The sequence below is a fragment of the Paenibacillus sp. FSL R7-0128 genome (assembly GCF_038002245.1).
Lineage (GTDB): Bacteria > Bacillota > Bacilli > Paenibacillales > Paenibacillaceae > Paenibacillus_AQ > Paenibacillus_AQ silagei.
The window spans coordinates 6,723,603-6,742,079 of the sequence record NZ_JBBOCD010000001.1 but is presented as its reverse complement, the minus strand read 5'-3'; the positions used below and the strand labels follow the sequence as shown (position 1 = coordinate 6,742,079).

13 protein-coding genes are annotated in these 18,477 nt (G+C 56.3%); 11 read left to right on the top strand and 2 right to left on the bottom strand.

Annotation, left to right across the window (positions count from 1 at the left end; translation table 11 throughout):
• Positions 1 to 16: 16 nt before the first annotated feature.
• From NST26_RS28535 to deoC, 11 genes are all read left to right on the top strand, one after another.
• Positions 17 to 1,081: an ABC transporter substrate-binding protein gene (locus NST26_RS28535; protein WP_340980412.1), complete on the top strand. Its 1,065-nt coding sequence runs from the start codon at positions 17 to 19 to the stop codon at positions 1,079 to 1,081.
• Between the two features lie 29 nt (positions 1,082 to 1,110).
• The gene (locus NST26_RS28530) at positions 1,111 to 1,911 is read left to right on the top strand and encodes an alpha/beta hydrolase family protein (RefSeq protein WP_340980411.1); all 801 of its coding nucleotides are present in this window, start codon (positions 1,111 to 1,113) and stop codon (positions 1,909 to 1,911) included.
• Positions 1,912 to 1,955: 44 nt separating this feature from the next.
• On the top strand, positions 1,956 to 3,563 hold the full coding sequence (locus NST26_RS28525; RefSeq protein WP_340980410.1) for an FAD-binding protein: 1,608 nt from the start codon (positions 1,956 to 1,958) through the stop codon (positions 3,561 to 3,563).
• Entirely contained in the window at positions 3,560 to 3,922 is a 363-nt protein-coding gene (locus NST26_RS28520) for a 4Fe-4S dicluster domain-containing protein (protein ID WP_209876726.1), read from the top strand. Before NST26_RS28525 ends, NST26_RS28520 begins: the two co-directional genes overlap by 4 nt.
• Before the next feature lie 310 nt (positions 3,923 to 4,232).
• Positions 4,233 to 4,907, top strand: coding sequence for a Na-translocating system protein MpsC family protein (locus NST26_RS28515; protein WP_036730423.1), 675 nt, complete (start codon positions 4,233 to 4,235; stop codon positions 4,905 to 4,907).
• A 150-nt stretch (positions 4,908 to 5,057) separates the two neighbouring features.
• Entirely contained in the window at positions 5,058 to 5,459 is a 402-nt protein-coding gene (locus tag NST26_RS28510) for a response regulator (protein WP_076084640.1), read from the top strand.
• Between the two features lie 211 nt (positions 5,460 to 5,670).
• Positions 5,671 to 7,947, top strand: a complete 2,277-nt coding sequence (locus NST26_RS28505) for a PAS domain S-box protein (RefSeq protein WP_340980409.1) — start codon at positions 5,671 to 5,673, stop codon at positions 7,945 to 7,947.
• A gap of 488 nt (positions 7,948 to 8,435) precedes the next feature.
• Complete coding sequence (locus tag NST26_RS28500) at positions 8,436 to 9,512, top strand: bifunctional 3-deoxy-7-phosphoheptulonate synthase/chorismate mutase (protein ID WP_036730419.1); 1,077 nt, start codon at positions 8,436 to 8,438, stop codon at positions 9,510 to 9,512.
• Between the two features lie 41 nt (positions 9,513 to 9,553).
• On the top strand, positions 9,554 to 11,008 hold the full coding sequence (locus tag NST26_RS28495; protein ID WP_281068252.1) for a SulP family inorganic anion transporter: 1,455 nt from the start codon (positions 9,554 to 9,556) through the stop codon (positions 11,006 to 11,008).
• A gap of 233 nt (positions 11,009 to 11,241) precedes the next feature.
• A complete protein-coding gene (locus tag NST26_RS28490; RefSeq protein WP_340980408.1) occupies positions 11,242 to 12,999 on the top strand; it encodes a methyl-accepting chemotaxis protein in 1,758 nt (585 codons plus the stop codon).
• 149 nt (positions 13,000 to 13,148) lie between these two features.
• Positions 13,149 to 13,826, top strand: a complete 678-nt coding sequence (gene deoC, locus NST26_RS28485; protein ID WP_036694901.1) for a deoxyribose-phosphate aldolase — start codon at positions 13,149 to 13,151, stop codon at positions 13,824 to 13,826.
• 564 nt (positions 13,827 to 14,390) lie between these two features.
• Here the strand turns inward: deoC and NST26_RS28480 are convergent.
• Positions 14,391 to 15,671: a glycoside hydrolase family 125 protein gene (locus tag NST26_RS28480; protein WP_340980406.1), complete on the bottom strand. Its 1,281-nt coding sequence runs from the start codon at positions 15,669 to 15,671 to the stop codon at positions 14,391 to 14,393.
• A 27-nt stretch (positions 15,672 to 15,698) separates the two neighbouring features.
• Entirely contained in the window at positions 15,699 to 18,455 is a 2,757-nt protein-coding gene (locus NST26_RS28475; protein WP_340980405.1) for an alpha-mannosidase, read from the bottom strand.
• Between the last annotated feature and the right edge of the window lie 22 nt (positions 18,456 to 18,477).

Sequence of the window (18,477 nt, the reverse complement as noted above, 5' to 3'; positions counted from 1 at the left end):
AGGGGAGAATACACCAATGAGCAGATTGTACAGAGAGATTACAGGTATATGGAGCAAAAGGGGACGCCTCACGCTGATTACAGGTGTGGTGATGATCATGCTGGTACTGCAGGCTTGCGGCAATAATACGGGGAGCAGCAGCTCAGCAGCAGGCAGTGGAGGTACCAATACCGCTGAAGCGGCTGGCGATAAGGCTGCAAGCAACGTTCCGGCCGTGCTGAATTACGGATTCATTGGCTCCAATAAGCTGAATCTGCCGGGAGGCGCGGAAGGCTGGGGCCTTTACAAGGGCATTATTCAGGAAGAGCTGAAACCATACGGAATTACCGAAGTCAAGCTGACAGGCTTCCCGAACGGGCCGGATCAGACGGAATCCTTAATCAGCGGAAGACTTGATTTCGGCAGCCTCGGGGATACCCCGGCGATTATCGCCTACGCCTCAGGAGCCAAGACCCGGCTGATCGCCCAGACTTCAGCGCATACAGTCGGTTATCTGATCGGCAAGAAGGACGGGCCGAAGACGGTGCAGGACCTGAAGGGCAAGACGATTGCCATCCAAAAAGGTTCGTTTATGCACCGTTATGTAGTCGGCTTGCTGAAGCAGGAGGGCGTAACTGATTATAAGCTGGTTCACATGCTGATTCCCGATGCAAGCGCAGCACTGGCCCGCGGCGATGTAGACGCGACCACCAATAACGGTGTGGCAGCGCTTAAGCAGATTGAGCAGGGGTACACCCATTTGGATGATGCCTCGCAGCATCCGGATCTGCTCGGTAGCAGCGCTACCGTAGTGTCAGAGGAGTACCTTGCGAAATTCCCGGATTTCCCCAAGGTCTGGAATGCGGCCCGGGAGAAGGCACTGGCCGACCTGAAGCAGCATGAAGATGAATATTATGCATTCCTGGCAGAGATCGGAGATACCACCCCGGAACTCGCGAAGCAGGTTAATCCAATCAGTGATATCAAGGATACAGCCTTCACAGATGACGGCATTAAGCTGCTGGAGGGCACCAAGAACTTCCTCGTCGATGAGAAGCTGGCCAAGAAGGATTTCAATATCAGCGATTGGCAGCTCAAGTAATTCAACATAGGGAAACGGAGGGAATGCCGATGTCTCATGAAACCTTAACTATTGAACATTTCAAGCTGCCGCTGGAGAATGGGCTGTATCTGGAAGGTGAGGTACGGGTCCCTGCGGGGACGGCAACGAAGCCTGTACTCCTGATCAGCCATGGCTTCAGAGGACATAAAGATTGGGCGTTCTGGCCGGAGGTCTCCGGCAGAATTGCCGGAAGCGGGTTCTACACCGTAAGCTTCAATTTCTCGCGTATCGCTGCCCGTGATGCTGATGGGATCAGCCCGGAGGAAGCAGCCGAAGCGGCCACGCTGAGCAGGGAGCTGGCGGATCTGGAGCAGTTGCTCCATAGCCTGCTTGAAGGCAGGCTGCCGCTTGCCGGGCTAGCCGACACGGAGCGGATAGCGGTTCTGGGGCATAGCCGTGCAGGCGGGAGCAACATCCTGTTCGCGGCAGAGCATCCTGAGGTGAAGGCGCTGGTAGTCTGGAACGGCGGTGCTGCACCGCAGCCTCGGCAGGGTGAAGGTACTGCGGCGCTTACGCCGCAGGAGCAGGCGGTCCGGGAGGATCAGCTGCGGAATAAGGAGCGTTTCAATCTGGAGGAGGCGCTCAGCAGAGTATCGGCTGCTGCGCTGCTGATTCAGGGTGATCAGGACCGTGATGCCCTGCTGCTGCAGCATGCCGGCTTCAGGGAGCAAGCGCCGCAGCACCGGTACCTGAGCATCCGGGGTGCAGATCATACCTTCGGAACGGTAGATCCGTACGAAGGCTCCACCTCTGCGCTGAATGAGGCTGTCACCTCAACGATAGCATTTTTGCAGGAGAAGCTGGCCTGAGCTTATTTCTACATTTAAAAGAACCGTGAAGAGGAGGAAGCGGAATGCCGCAGCAACAGCAGGCTACAACAGATGTTCTAGTGCTGGGTGGAGGCCCGGCCGGAGCATGGGCGGCATGGAGTGCAGCTTCTCAGGGAGCGAAGGTGATTCTGGCAGATAAGGGATATCTCGGAACCAGCGGGGCTACCGCGCCGGGGGGAACGACGCTGCTGGTGATTCCGCCGGTAGCCGAGCTGCGGGAGCAGGCCGTGCAGGACAGACTTAAGGCCGGCGGCTATCTCTCGGAGAATGCCTGGATACACCGTGTGCTGGATCAGGTCGAGCAGAATCTGCAGCTGGTTGAGGAGTGGGGGTATCCCTTCCCGAAGGATGAGGAGGGCCGGCCGCTGCGGACGCATCTGCATGGCCCCGAATACATGAAGATTATGCGCAGAGTGGTGCGCAAGGCGGGAGTGCGCATCTGGGATCAATCGCCGGCGCTGGAGCTGCTCCATGATCAGCACGGTGTGGGTGGCGCCCGCGGAATCAACCGCCTGACCGGAGAGAGCTGGGAAGTGAAGGCGAATGCGGTGATTATGGCTACGGGCGGCTGCGCCTTCCTCAGCAAGGGGCTGGGTTGTAATGTGCTTACCGGTGAAGGGCTGCTGATGTCAGCCGAAGCCGGTGCCGAGCTGTCGGGCATGGAATTCACCCGGCAATATGCTCCGAGCTTCGCGGACGGAACGGTCACCCGCGGGCGGATGCTGGCCTGGGCCACGCTGTATGATGCTGCGGGAAGGCCGCTGCACCGGGGCGACCGCACCTTCGGCAGCATTCCCGAGCTGATGCTGAAGGGCCCGGTCTATGCTTCTCTGGATTTGGCTGATACGAAGGAGAAGCAGGAATTCCTCCGCAATGCCCACCCGATTTTCTTCATGCCGCTGGAGCGGGCGGGGATTAATCCGTTCAAGGATAAATTTCCGCTTACGCTCCGCTATGAAGGCACGATGCGCGGCACGGGCGGCCTGCGCCTGACCGGCCCCGGTTGTGAAACCTCGGTGCCGGGGCTGTATGCGGCAGGCGACGCCGCCTCCCGCGAGAAAGTGACCGGCGCCATCTCCGGCGGCGGCGCCTACAATGCATCCTGGGCCATCTGCAGCGGCAGCTGGGCAGGACAAAGCGCGGCGCGGCACGCTCTGCAGCAGCCGCATCCGGCGGAGCGCCGGATGCTCCGCGCGGCGGGCCGCTACGGCATGCCGGCTGGCGCCGGCACCTCACGGACGCTGGACGCGAAGCCGCTGATCGCGGCGGTCCAGCAGGAGATCCTGCCGCTGCGGATCAATTACTTCCGCAGCGAGCCCGTAGTCGCTGCCGCCCTGCAGCGCCTGAACCGCCTGATGCCCGAGCTGGGCGGGCAGGTGCCTGCCACGGTTCAGGGCATCGTGCAGTCACGTGAAGCGGCCGCTATGCTGAATGTCGGCCGCTGGATTTACACTGCTGCGCTGGCCCGCAAAGAGAGCCGCGGCCTGCAGCGCCTGGCCGAGTATCCGGCGCTGGACCCGCGCCAGACCCACCGCCTGATTCTCTCCGGCGTTAATACGATCGGTATCCGCACGGAAAGTGTGCCTCATGCCCATGAGCTGCGGATTCCGGGAGAGGAGCGGGCCATATGATTGAGCTGGTTAGCCAGGACCGCTGCATCGGCTGCAGGCTGTGCGTGAAGGTCTGTCCGACGAATGTCTTCGCGATGGAGGGCAAGCTTGCCGTCATTGCCCGCCAGGAGGATTGCCAGACCTGCTTCATGTGCGAAGCTTATTGTCCTGTCGATGCATTGTATGTGGCACCGCAGGCAGATAAGTCTGCGAACCCGGATGAGCAGGAGCTGATTGAATCCGGCCGGCTGGGCAGCTGGCGGAAGGAGATCGGCTGGAATCCGGGGGCGGAGGACACGATGGCAGAACGGGACACGACACCGTTCTTCGAGGTCTTCACCGAAGCTTACCGCGGCAAGCAGCAAGAGATAGGCAAGTGAATTCACAGGTGTTCCGCAGCCATGCCGGCAGCGGAACACCTTTTTGTATATAATCGCTTCTGACTGACGGGTGCATGTTCTTGTATGTTTCGGCCGTGTCTAAGTAATATGACATAATTTGGGCAATACTAGGAACACGCCGATACATATAGAAGCAGGCTAAGCTGCTGCAGAAAAATATAAATTATTTTAATATATACTAACTGGGCGGTTGAGATTATACTAAGTTGAACGAACCGTTTCTTCAGCAGGCGGAGCGTCTCCCCAAATCTACACACAGACACTAGAATATTATGCTGGAGGAAATTGAATGAGCACTACAGAACTTACTAGCCAACTTTCCAGTTTCACAGGAAGGCTACTGCGGGAACGCTTCGGGAAGGGACCTGAATCGATACATGCCTCTATCGGGGAGCAATGTATAGCACTGCATATCCGTAATTTCATCGGACCTGTGGAGAGGTTTTTATTGAATAAGGAAGAAGAACAGGCGTTTCGTTATACACGGGAGCTTCTGATGAAGTCCCTGCTTCCCGAGCTTGCAGCATACCTGAAGGAGAGCCTGGCTATTGAGGTCGGCGAGCTTTTTTATGATTGGGGCATTCATAATGCATCGGGTATGATCGTGGCACTCATCAAGAACGACGACGTACCGATTGATGATTATGCCGGGCGTGAAGAAGTCCATACCCAGATTAACGAGGTGACCAGGAAGGTCCAAAAGGAACCGGTCCATACAGACTCCTGGTGGCTGGGACCCCGCATTCTGATTATCAAGCGCGAAGGCATCATGATTCCTTTGGAGAAGGAATTGATCGGCCTCGGCTACGAGAATACACTGAAGACCACCAAGCGCAAGATGGAGAAACGATATTTGGAGGATACCACCACGATAGCCCCGATGCTCGGCAAAGAGCTGGCGGATATTTATGTGGATTGGGATTTCGACAAAGATACCAGCGTGATAGCCTATACTTTTCACTAAAGTCTAACCATATATGAGGTGGAAATGAGTCGGACATGCAAATGAGCCGAACATGAGCCGAAGAAGGGGGAATCGTCCCTTTCTTCGGTTTTTTTATTTTCTGCCCATCTGCCGTTAGGGGTGCTGAGACTTTTTAGGAGGATAAGCTGGATGGAGGAGTGCAAGTGGACGGTATTATATGTAGAAGATAATCAGCTCAATATGGCCTTAGTACACCATATCTTCAAAAGAAATCTGCCCTCCGTATTGCTGCTGAAGGCTGAAACGGCAGAGCTTGGACTGCAAATAGCGCGGGAAGCTCTGCCGGATCTGATTATCCTGGACATCGGGCTTCCCGGACTTAACGGGTATGAAGCTCTGGAAATACTGCAGCAGGATCAGGCAACTTGTCATATTCCGGTGCTGGCGACGAGTGCGTTTGCGCAAAGCTCGGATATTGAGAAGGCCCGGAAGAAGGGCTTTGCCGAATATATCACCAAGCCCTTTCAGGTTAAAGCGTTCACCGAAACCGTGAAGAGGCTGCTCTACGGAGAAGACCTGCAGAAGATTTAGCTTGAAATAGCAACAGGGGATTCATTAAGGTGGGGAACTGGGGAGATCTCTGTCTGGCGGCGGGTTCACGGGCTGCTGTAATCCGCTGAATAAGGAATTGTCAGTATTCGACATAATGATTTGACTTTCGCCCGATTATGCAAGATATTTATATTGCAGATTTAATATAAAGGAATTGCATCTAATACTTCACAAACGGGCGGTGGATCTTATGCTAGGGCAGCATACGGAGACGTCTTCTCCATTTGAACAGGCATTTAAGACAGGAACTGCCGGAGTAGCCTTTCTCTCCATGGCTGAAGAATGGATGAAAGTGAATCCGGCGGTAACCCTCTTGCTCGGATATTCCGAAGAGCAGTTGCTGGGACGCAGCTTCCAAGCGTTCTGGGATGAAGATAGCCTGCACATACATAGCTACAGGATGGGGAGCCTCAGGACAGGAGCAGCCCCTTTTTTTGAAGCCGAAATTAAGCTGCGCCATGCGGATGGCTCTGCGGTTCCGGTGCTGCTGCATGTGGCGAGGGTGAGCGAGCCTTCGACGGGAGAGGGGCTGTATTATATCGTTCACTTGGCTGGAGGGCAGCTTGCGGCACCGGCTAAGGCACTTCCCGGACCGTCTGAGCGGCTGTACGAGCTGATTGCCGGCAACATCAGGGACATTGTGTACTATGCTGCGCCGGGTTCAGTCTGCCGCTACTGCTCCCCTTCTGTGGAGGAGGTGCTCGGGTATAGACCCGAGGAGCTGATCGGCCGGGATAACAGCAGACTGGTTCATTCTGAGGATCTGGCCTTAATCAGTGCGCAGCAGATGGCTGACTCGCCTGATGTCCAGCTGCGGATATTACATGCGAACGGCCAATATATCTGGATTGAATTCTCTCTGAGAACGGTGGAAGACGGCGGGGAGCGCGGGGTGCTGGCTGTCGGCCGCGATGTGACCCGGCGCAAGATTGTGGAGCAGAAGCTTCAGGAATCGGTCGAGCGTTATACCTCGCTGAAGAAATACAATCATGACGCGATCATATCGCTGGACCTGGAAGGCCATATTATTAACGGGAATGAACAGGCGGTAAGGCTGACGGGGTATACGATCCCTGAGATGGTGGGCATGAGTGTCAGCCGGATCATCGGCGAGCGGCAGCTGCAGAATGTACTCGGCCCCCGCCGGCGGAGCGGCTCCGTGGGACAGGATATCAACCTGATCTGGCATAAGGACGGGCATTCTGTGGAGGTCCTGACTACCCTTGCGCCGATTATTATCAACCAGTCTACCGTAGGCTTTTATATTATCGTCAAGGATATTACCGAGCAGAAGAAGCTGCTGATTGCCAAGGAGACCGCAGAGAATACGAACCGCGCCAAAAGTGAGTTCCTGGCTATGATGAGCCACGAAATCCGTACTCCGATGAACGGGGTGATCGGGATGACCGACCTGCTGCTGGAGAGCAGTGAGCCGGGTTCGCAGCAGCGGGAGTTCCTGGAGATTATCCGCCAGAGCGGTGAATCCCTGCTGAATATCATCAACGACATTCTCGATCTCTCCAAGATTGAGGCAGGCAAAATCTCACTCCAAGACGAGCCGTTCATCCTCCGGCACTGTATGGATTCCGCACTGGAGCTGCTTCAGCTCAAGGCGGAGCGCAAAGGGCTGACCCTCAGCGTGGAGACGGAGCCGGATGTGCCGCAGCGGCTGATCGGGGACGGGGAGCGGCTGAAGCAGGTGCTGCTCAATCTGGCCGGCAATGCCGTGAAATTCACCTGTACCGGCGGGGTAAAGGTAAGCGTGAAACGCATTGCCGATGGCCTGGCAGGCGTAACGCTCCAGTTCACCGTGGCGGATACGGGGAGCGGGATTCCCGAGGAGGCCCGCAGCCGCTTGTTCGAGCCGTTCTATCAGATGGAGCATTTCAGGGGCCGCCAGGGTGAAGGCACCGGTCTGGGGCTGGCGATCAGCAAGCAATTGGTCGAGCGGATGGGCGGAGAGATCTATCTGGATACAGCAGCCGGGCAGGGGGCGACCTTTGTGTTCACCGTGGTCCTCCGGACAGAAGCGCAGTCGCTTCCGGCTGACGGGCCGGAGGGGAACCTGCCGGAGCCGCAATCAGAAGGCCGGTCCCTGCATATTCTGGTAGCCGAGGACAATGTGATTAACCAGATCGTCCTGCGCAAAATCCTGGAGAAGCGCGGCTTTGCCGTCGATGTGGCCGAGGATGGGCGGCAGGCGGTCGATATGACAGCCCGGCATGGCTATGATCTGATCTTCATGGATGTGCAGATGCCCGGGATGAACGGCCTGGAGGCCACAGCTGCCATTAGGGCAGAGCAGCCGGCAGACCGGCAGCCGGTCATTGTTGCAGTGACGGCCAACGCGCTCAAGGGCGACCGGGAGCTATGCCTTGAAGCAGGGATGGATGAGTATATCAGTAAGCCGCTGAGAAGCGACAGCATTGCCAAAGTAATCGGGAAATTTTTTGCGGAACAGGAATAAGCAGACTTCTCTTCACAAAATAATCACAATGCTGAGTTAAAGCTGCAGTGCAGTGCTGTGATGTCTTGCATATGGAAGTCTTTTTGATTAAGATAGCAGAAACTGGTGCATAAGCAGCACCGATATACCTTGTAATGACAATGACGAAGAGAGTAAGCACTTCATAGCGTATTTTAACAGGGAAGGCGTGCCGGAGACTGAGAGCACCCCCATTAGACGCTTAGTGCCGAAGTTCACTTCCGAGTCGGTCCCTGAAGTACACTGCTGCAGCAGTTATGGGTAGGGTGGCCCGCTTCCTGCGTTAACGGATGTAAGACAGAATGAATCGACTGGCCGGTATCCTTCAGGTATGCCGTCATGTGCTGATGCGTCAGCAGGATTCAGTTCTAAATAAGGGTGGTACCACGGCTCCTCGTCCCTTGCGGCGGGGGGTCTTTTTGCGTTCGTTCATAGCCTTAACTATTAATATCACAAAGGAGTGTCTTGGAATGAGTAATGTGGAATTGGATGATCTGAGAGCAAGATTGGATGAGATTAACGGTCAGCTGCTGGAGCTGATCTCGGAGCGTGCCGGAATCGTTCAGGAGATTGGGGTGCTCAAAGAGAAGCAGGGCGTGCCGAAGTTCGATCCTGAACGGGAGAAGGCGATGCTGGAGAAAATGGTCGCAGGCAATAAGGGGCCGTTCACGAATGGAACCATCCGTACGCTGTTCAAGCAGATTTTCTCAGCTTCGCTTGATCTGCAAAGTACGGAGCATAAGAAGACCTTGCTGGTAGCGCGTAAAGACCATGCGGAGGATACAGTTATTGAGCTGCCGGGCGGCGTTACAGTAGGCGGATTATCCTCCCTGATGGTAGCTGGCCCGTGTTCGGTGGAGAGCGAGCTGCAGACCCGTACGGTGGCTGCGGCCCTGCAGAAGGCAGGCGTCAAGGTTATGCGCGGCGGCGCCTTCAAGCCCCGGACCTCCCCTTATGATTTCCAGGGACTGGGCATGGATGGCCTGCGGATTCTGCGTGAAGCGGCGAATGAATATGGGCTGCTGACGATCAGTGAGATTGTCGATCCCCGGCATATTGAAGAAGCGCTGGATTATGTGGATGTCATTCAGGTCGGCGCGCGGAACATGCACAACTTCGAGCTGCTTAAGGCGGTAGGGGAAGTGAACAAGCCGGTGCTGCTGAAGCGCGGACTATCCGCCACGCTGGATGAATTCGTCCATGCGGCAGAATATATTATGTCCCGCGGCAATATGGAGATTATGCTGATTGAACGCGGTATCCGCACCTATGAGCGGTCGACGCGCAATACGCTGGATATCTCGGCGGTACCGATTCTTAAGCAGGAATGCCATCTGCCGGTGCTGGTGGATGTCACGCATTCCACCGGACGCAAGGATATTCTGATCCCGTGTGCCAAGGCTGCGCTTGCTGCCGGAGCCGACGGTATTATGGTGGAGGTGCATCCTGATCCGGCTACAGCCTTGTCCGATGCGGCGCAGCAGCTTAATATTGAGGAGTTCAACACCTTCTTCAATGAGGTGAAGGCCTCCGGATTATACCGTTAAGTGAAACAGGGTGAATTCAGGTAACAGGAGGAACTGAAATTTTGAAGCAAATCGTCTCATACAACAACGGTTGGTTCTCCAACACACGGAGTGATATTTTATCGGGCATGACCGTGGCTATTGCCTTAATTCCTGAAGCGATTGCTTTCTCCATCCTTGCTGGCGTAAGCCCTATGGTTGGTCTGTACGCCTCCTTCTGTATCGCTATTGTAACAGCCTTCGCCGGCGGGCGGCCGGGGATGATCTCGGCGGCGACAGGAGCGATGGCCCTGCTGGTCGGCAGTCTGGTGCTGTCGCACGGCATTGAGTATCTGTTCGCGGCTACGGTGCTGGCTGGCATCCTGCAGATTGTGATGGGGCTGCTGAAGCTGGGCCGGTTCATCACCTTCCTGCCGCAGCCGGTCATGACCGGCTTTGTCAACGCGCTGGCGATTCTGATCTTTATGGCTCAGCTCGTGCATTTTGAGGGACAGGGCTGGATCATGTACGCACTTGTGGCTCTTACGCTGGTCATCATCTATACGGTTCCCCGGATCACCAAGGCGGTGCCATCGGCGCTGGTCGCCATTGTCGTAGTCTCGGTCCTCAGCATTGTGCTGGGTCTGGATGTAAGAACCGTGGGCGATATGGGGACTATTACTTCAGCGCTGCCTGTATTCCATCTGCCGAGCCTTCCCTTGACGCTGGATACACTACTGATTATACTGCCGTATTCGCTCTCACTCGCGGTCGTCGGATTACTGGAATCGCTGATGACAGCCACGCTGATTGATGATATCACGGGCACCGGCAGCGACAAGAACCGGGAAGCGAAGGGGCAGGGGCTGGCCAACATCGTGACCGGCTTCTTCGGAGGCATGGCTGGCTGCGCGATGATCGGCCAGTCGATGGTCAATATGAAATCGGGCGGACGGACACGCTTGTCCACTTTTGTCTCCGGGATCTTCCTATTGTTCCTGATTCTTGTGCTGGGTGATGTTGTTAAGCAGATTCCTATGGGCGCACTGGTCGGTGTAATGATTATGGTCTGCATCAGCACCTTTGAATGGAAGTCCCTGACCTCCTTGCGGAGAGTTCCGCTAAGCGATGCCCTGGTCATGGTGGTCACTGTGGTTACAGTAGTAGCTACCGATAACCTGTCGATCGGCGTGCTGTTCGGCGTGCTGCTGAGTGCTTTGTCTTTTGCCTGGAAAATCGCTTCCCTTCAGCTGAATGTTCATACTACGGCATCTGTAACGACTTATCGGGTATCGGGCCAGCTGTTCTTTGGAACCACGAGCCATTTCGTGAATGAATTCATGTATGACAGTGATCCGGCGCAGGTCATTATCGATTTCAGCCGTTCCCATGTGTGGGATCAGTCGGCGGTGGGGGCCATTGCCAAGACGATGGACAAATACGCGGCATTGGGTACTAAGGTCACTCTCACGGGTCTGAATGAAGAAAGTGCCCGGCTGGTGCAGCGGGTTGGATTGTCGTCTTCGGGCGGCCATTGACGGATCAAGGACAGAAGGCTGTTTTTGGAGCGATTAGGCTTCAGAAGCAGTCTTTTTTTGACAATTAATAATGTAAAGGATTCATCCTACAAATTTTAATCGTCTACGCCGTCTTTGGAAAAGGGTTTTTGAAAAGTTTGTCGAAATTTTCCGGTAGAGGGACATTTGTCATTGCTTCTTCGGATGGCCCTACTATAACCACGCAATTGTGATGCGCGAAAGGGAAGGCCTCCATGTTTTCTTTTATCCGAACCAGACTGATTGCCCGTATTCTCTGTGTTATGACCGTAGTGATTCTCTGCATTACAGCAGGCAATGCCGCCATTCAGTGGGTGAACACCGGATCAGCGGTCAAAGGGACGATCAGCAGCTACAACATGAGTATTGCCAGCCATTATGTGACGCAGATTGATGCCGGGCGCTACAGTGAATTTCTGGCCGATCCGCAGGAGTCGGACCTGTATTGGTCGCTCCGCAATGAACTGGATCAGTTCCGGAAGTCGATTGGTGCCCGTTATGTATATTTTGTGCGGATTGATGATGCCCGCCAGCCGCAGCTGATGATTGACGGCAGGCCGGAGGGAGACCCGCTGGCTTCGGGGATTAATGAGAGTACTGATATGCCAGCGGCCGCAGTTACGGCTGTGCTTGCCGGAGAGAATGCCAGCACGCCGCTGATCAGCAATCCCGAATACGGGGATTATATCTCAGCATTCGTTCCTATGAAGGACACCGGCGGGAAGCTGGTCGGGGCGCTGGGCATTGATACCGATGTTGCTGTGCTGAGTACGCTGACCCGTGATGTCCTGATGGAGAGCCTGCCGCTCTATAGTATTATTCTAGCTCTGTCTCTGGGCGCACTCGCGGTGCTGGCCTGGTTCGTCTCCCGGTCCTTGCGTCCGCTGGTGACGATTACAGAGAGCGCGGGCACGATGGCTGAAGGGAATCTCGCCGGGGCAGCCCGTATCTTGCATGCCCATCCGGTCAACTCCCGGGATGAGATTGGCAGGGCTTATCAGGCGATGCTCCAGATGTCAGGGGATCTGAATGCCAGAGTGAAAGGGATGGTATCCGGGGTGTCTACCGCATCTGACAGTCTCTACGGCTCCTCCGAGACCTTCGCCAGAAATGCCGATGATGTGCTGAAGATGAGTGAGACGGTGAGCGGCAGAATCAGCAATATCCATGCCGGGGCTAACTCACAGACGGAAGGCGCACAGAGCAGCGCAGTAGCCATGGATGAGATGGCGCTGGGCATCTCGCGCATCTCGGAGGCCTCGGCAGCGGTCTCGGAATTCGCAGTCAAGGCGCTGGACATTGCAGAGGCGTCACAGACGGCGATGAACCACACCAATCAGCAGATGAAATCGATCTCTGTATCCACCGGGGAGACGCTGGATATTGTGCTGCGGCTGCAAGGGTACACGGATGAGATTGAAGGCGCGCTGGCTGCGATCAGGCAGTCTGCGGATCAGACGAAGCTGCTGGCGTTGAATGCTTCCATTGAGGCGGCGCGTGCGGGGGAGCACGGCAGAGGCTTCACTGTCGTAGCCGGTGAAGTACGCAAGCTGGCGGAAGGCTCCGCAGCCTCGACCGAGCGGGTGACCGAGCTGCTGCTGCACATCAGCCAGGCTTCGGCAAGCATCGGGGTACAGATGACGGAAGCATCCGCTGAAGTGAAGGAAGGGGTGCGGATGTCAGCCGAAGCGGAGGCTGCTCTGCTGGAGGCTTCCACTGCCTTCCGTGAGGTAGCCGGACAGATCATTGATGTGTCGGCGACCGCCGAGCAGCTCTCCGCCGGCTCAGAGGAGGTAGCGGCAGTGGTGGGCAGCATGGCCGATATTGCCGGAGAGGTCTCGGAGCAGACCCGGGAGATCCGTGAGCTGACTGATCTGCAATTGGCGCGAATCAAAGAAGTCTACGAGGCTTCGCTGAGCGTCAGCGCTAGTACAGGCGATCTACGGGAGGCCATCCGGCAGGTGAATGTATAGGGCTAAGGGTTCGGTGCGCTTGATCTATACTGCCCGGAGCGGATACAGGATTAGCAGAGGTTATGCCCTCCAGCTTTCAAAAGCGTCCGACTATTGGTATGATACAAGGGATGTGAACATCTATTACCGATTATATGGAGGAATTGAACATGAGTGAAACTACAATATCCGGGATTATTGATCATACGCTGCTGAAGGCGGATGCCCGGAAAGACGATATTATCAAGCTTGCCGAAGAGGCCAAAGCCTACAAATTCGCCTCTGTGTGCGTGAATCCGGCCTGGGTGGCTACGGCGCATGCCGTGCTGAAGGATACCCCGGAAGTGAAGGTATGTACAGTAATCGGCTTCCCGCTGGGGGCATCGACGCCTGAGTCGAAGGCCTTTGAGACGAAGGATGCCATTGCGAATGGTGCCGGTGAGGTGGATATGGTCATTAATATCGGCGCTCTGAAGGACGGCAATGACGAGCTGGTGAAGCGCGATATGGTTGCAGTAGTCGAAGCCGCGCGCGGCAAAGCGCTGACCAAGGTTATTATTGAAGCCTGCCTGCTAACTGAAGAGGAGAAGGTCCGTGCCTGCAAGCTTGCTGTAGAAGCGGGCGCAGACTTCGTGAAGACCTCAACCGGCTTCTCGACCGGCGGAGCCACGAAGGAAGATATCGCTCTGATGCGGGCGACCGTCGGCCCTGAGATCGGCGTGAAGGCCTCCGGCGGTGTCCGCAGCGCGGAAGACGCGCTCGTGATGATCGGCGCAGGCGCCAGCCGGATCGGCACCAGCGGCGGCGTAGCGATTGCCAAGGGCGAGCAGAGCCAGAGCGGCTACTAAGCTGAGGTGAGTTAAACACATAGAAACGGCTGCGGCCTCCTTGATGTCAATCTTCAAGGGAGCCGCAGCCGTTTTGTGTTTAGAGGAAGTATGATAGGTGGATTTCCTCCAACTAAATTCTCCCGATTCATCCAAAGTAGCATAAACTAATTATATTAGTTGCTGTTTGTCCACCTGTTACCGGTAACTCCAGCCCAATCGGCGAATTAAGATACGTTATTCCACTTGCTTGTTGCAGGATAAGCTATCCGCTTAGGGTTCTCCTGGGGATATGGCGATCTTACCCGCTTATTCGAGCAGGCGGCTACCTTGGAGCGTATGCTTAATTGTATTCCATACACCTAAACTGTGCTGAAACTCCGATTTAGTGGTTTAACTGTATTCGGTACAATTAAAAACAGCGGTTAGCCGTCTTTTGCGGAAAGTAGGGAATTATAGCTGTACAAACTGCAACTAAACCGATTCAAGCCGGATTCTGCGCCATTTTAGTTGTACAAACTACAGTTAGAGTCCGCGCGGATGACGAGGCTGCCATGTCTTGACCAGCCCCCCTAGACCAATCCCCTAAACCAATCCCTTATCCATCGCCTTGCCAATCAGCGTAGCGAACAGGCTGTTGGACCAGGCGAACCACTCGCGCGAGAAGTCGGCCGGGTTATCCGGGTGGAAACCTTCATGCATGTAGCCGGTATCGGCATCGGTCCGGATCAGCATATCGATCAGCTCCTTGATCTCCTCATCATTATCCGCCGTCAGCGCCTGCATGGACAGCGCCATATGCCACACGTAACCGCCCGGGGTGTGCGGACTGCCGATGCCCTTGGCATGCTTGCCTTCGAAATAGAAGGGGTTGTCGAAGCTGAGCGCGAATCGGCGGGTGTTCTGATAGATTTCGTCCTCCACGCCCACATAACCAATGTAAGGAATAGAGATCAGCCCTGGGGTTCCGGCATCGTCCATCAGCGAGTAATTGCCGTAACCGTCCGTCTCATAGGCGTAGATTCTGCCGTATTTCGGATGGGTCACGATGCCATAGGTACGGATGCCGAAGTCGATCTCCTTGCGCAGCTTCGCCGCTCTCGCCGCCAGCCGCTCGTCCTGGTAGACCTCGTTCGCTATCTCGCCGATATACCCCAGAATGACCACAGCGAACATATTCGAGGGAATATTGTAGCCGAATTCGCAGCTGTCATCGCTCGGGCGGAAGCCCGACCAGCTCATCCCCGTGTAGTTGACCGGCATCCCGCGTCCGTTATTGTGCAGCGTCTCCGTATCCTGGAGCGTCTGGCGGATGAAATGGTAAGGGGATTTCTCCCCGTGGTGCTGCTCGGTCTCGATCGTGTTCACGATGGAGGTCAGCGCCTGGTAGCAGGCGGCATCGAAGATATCGGTCTGCTCCGCTTCCTTCCAGTACATATAAGCCAGCTGAACGACGAAGCAGAGGGAGTCCAGCTCATATTTGCGCTCCCACATCCACGGGTTCAAGTTACAGTCGTCCGTATCGCGGTAATGCTTGTCACTTGCCGTCTCGTTGAAGGCATTGGTGTACGGATCAATATTCACATAGAACATCTGGCGGGCAATCAGGCCGCGGAGAATCCGCTGCAATTCAGGGTCGTTTTTGGCAAAAGGAATATAATGCCGCACCTGCTCCGTCGAATCGCGCAGCCACATGGCCGGAATATCGCCGGTGAACACGAAGGTCGTGCCGTCATCCAGCAGCTTGGTCGTGGTCTCCAGTGTGTTCGGGAAGCAGTTGCGGAACAACTGCTGCAGTTTCGGGTGATGCGCTAGCCGTTCATCGGCCTCATTCAGATAGGCGGTAATGGAAGCTGGCAGATTCATGGTGTAACTCCTCCTGGCATAGTCAATTTAGGGTTGTACGGTTTGCAGGGCATAGGTGACGATTTGAGCTTTACCGACAGAGCGGCGGAGAGTACCTTCATCCAGAACTTCCCGCTGTTTGCGCCGTTCCAGAATATCACTGGCATAGACAGCCTTCACCGGAAAATGCGGCGCCAGCGCGAGCTCCTGCTCTGCTCCCGCCAGATTATACCAGCGCAGAATAAGGTCCTCATGGTCTGCGGACATTTTGAAGACCGACAGCGCCAGGGTGCGGCCCTGCCACTCCAGCGGCTGATAGACAGCAGGGAGGGAGCCTTCCTGCCAGCCGGTCTGGACCGTGAACCAAGGCACCTGGTACTGATAGGCCCAGGCACAAGCCTCCGTCCAGTCCGAGTCCCCGGCGAAGGGGCGGATCGCGAATTCCACGGTCTGCTCACCAAGGCACTGGGCTTCCGGTGTAGGGAACACGCCCCAGTCACCAAGCTCTGATACGCTGCGCAGCAGGGTGACAGCAATCGTATTGCTGCCGTCCCGCAGCACCTCGTATTCGTTCAGACCTTGGTTGGCTACCAGCAGTCCGGCGCTGCCGTCTGACACGCTGACATAAGCCTGCTGGTGCTGGGCATTGCTCGGATTGATCCAGTCCGCTGCCGGCTCAATCTCGCGTTCAGCAGCTTCGAAGATCGAATCGGCCCGCAGGGTGGACGCCGCCAGCCCGGTAGGGATAAGCACACGCAGCCGGTGGTCCTTAGCCTGATTATTGAACGTGGCAGAGATCTGAACGCCGGTCCCGCTGGTCTCCAGGCTGATACGGGTCACGATCCGCAGTGGCACCTGCTCCGCAGAGCGTCCGGCCTTGCGTTGCCGGAACGGCACCATTCTGCGCTTCTCATCTTCGAACGAAGCATCGGCGGAAGCGGGAATCGCCCATTCATGCACGATTTCATACGTGATGCGGTAAGGCTCATGCTCAGCCAGCGAGATCTGGGCGGCAAGGCCCTTGGTCGTCAGTGCAGCATCGCCCTCGGGCTGGCGGAACACGTATTCATTCCCGATATCTCCGCAGTTCTCATAGACGCCGAGTCCGGTGAAGCTGCGGCCCGTCCGCTTGTCAGCCACATCGTAAGAACCGTCCTCGCGGATCTGAACGGCCAGGAATTCATTCTCCATCCCACGTTCCAGCAGCTTAAGCGGGCCTTCAGCAGCAGCCCAGGCAGACTCATCCGCCGACTCTACCCAGGCGTAGGTGCTGTAGCCTAACGGCGGCACCTGCGCAGCCTCGAAGGTCAGCCGGACCATCCGGGCCATATAAGGCTTGCGGAACTGGTCGTCCGGCAGCTCATAGCCGAACCGGGTGCCCAGATCCTCCGCCTGGCAAGCCACGGTCTGCCCTTCAGCGTCGAGCAGCCGTCCGTTCGCAAGCTCAAGCGTAAGCTGATCCAGCGCTTCTGCGATCGCCGCCGGATTCGGCCCTTCCTTGAAGTAACGCTTGGCGAAGATCACCTCCACGCTTACTGTTCCGCTGCGCTCCCAGCCGGTGGTATTGAACACCGTCACCGGCCGCGCCGATTCATCCCAGTTCGCAACCTTCCGGGTGCCAATCTGTGCGGAGACCGCTTTCAGACTGTCTTCTATAATAGCTTCGCCGACATGGCGGCTCTTCTCGAAACGGCTGATCATCTCGCGGTGGACCTCATCTACACTGCAGCCGCAGATGCTGTCATGCGGGTGGTTCTGCATCAGAGTCTTCCAGGCGTAGGTCAGCAGGGCATGGGGGTATGCCTGCCCGCTGACCAGATAAGCGAGTGCCGCCAGCGGCTCTGCGCCCTTCTCCAGCAGCGTCTGGCCCTGCTGGTTAAGCTGCTTCAGATAGACGCGGGCGGAAGCGGTATTCACCAGCGTCCCCCAGCCGTCCGTATGCTGGCTGCGCAGCTCGCCGTGCACGGTGACCAGATCCTCAGGCAGCGAGGGCGCCAGCGCCTTTAGATACTGCTCGAAGCTGGAGTGGACGAAGTCCGTGTCCGGGTACAGCTTCCGGGCTGTCTCCAGCGCATCCGCGAGATCACGCTGCACCGGCTGATGATCACAGCCGTTCATGAACAGCAGCTCCGGGGTGGAGGCGTATTTGCCGGCATCCGCGAGTTTTTTGTCCCAGAAGACCTTGGCTTCCTCTGCATCCACCGGCACCTCGTTGCCGTTGCTGTACCAGTTCGCAAATAGCAGTCCAAGCACAACTGAGCCATCCGGGGATTCCCAGTACATCTCCGAGTATGGCGACTCATAGCTGGTGCTGTTCAGCTCGCCGACCATATTATCGAAGCCTGTCGGCTTCACGCCGCGGCCGAACACCGCAGTCTTGATGTCAGCCTGCTTGAGCAGCTGTGGGGCTTGGCCCATATTGCCAAAGGAATCGGGGAAGTACCCGAGCTTCGAGATCACGCCATATTTCGCGGCGTCCTGATGGCCGATCAGCAGATTGCGCACATTGGCCTCGGAGCTGGTCAGGAATTCATCCTGGAGCACATACCAGGGGCCGATGACAATCCGGCCTTCGCGGATGAACCGCTCTAGCTGCTCTCTTTTCTCAGGATGCACCTGCAGATAATCTTCAATAATAATGGTCTGTCCGTCCAGGTGGAAATACCGGTAGCGCTCGTCCTGCTCCAGCGTCTCCAGCAGCTCGTTCATCAGCTTCGCCAGCAGCACATGGTGACGCTCATAAGGCATATACCATTCCCGGTCCCAGTGGGTGTGTGAGATCAGGTGGGCAGTTGTACGGGTCATGACAGAAACCTCCTATATCTTC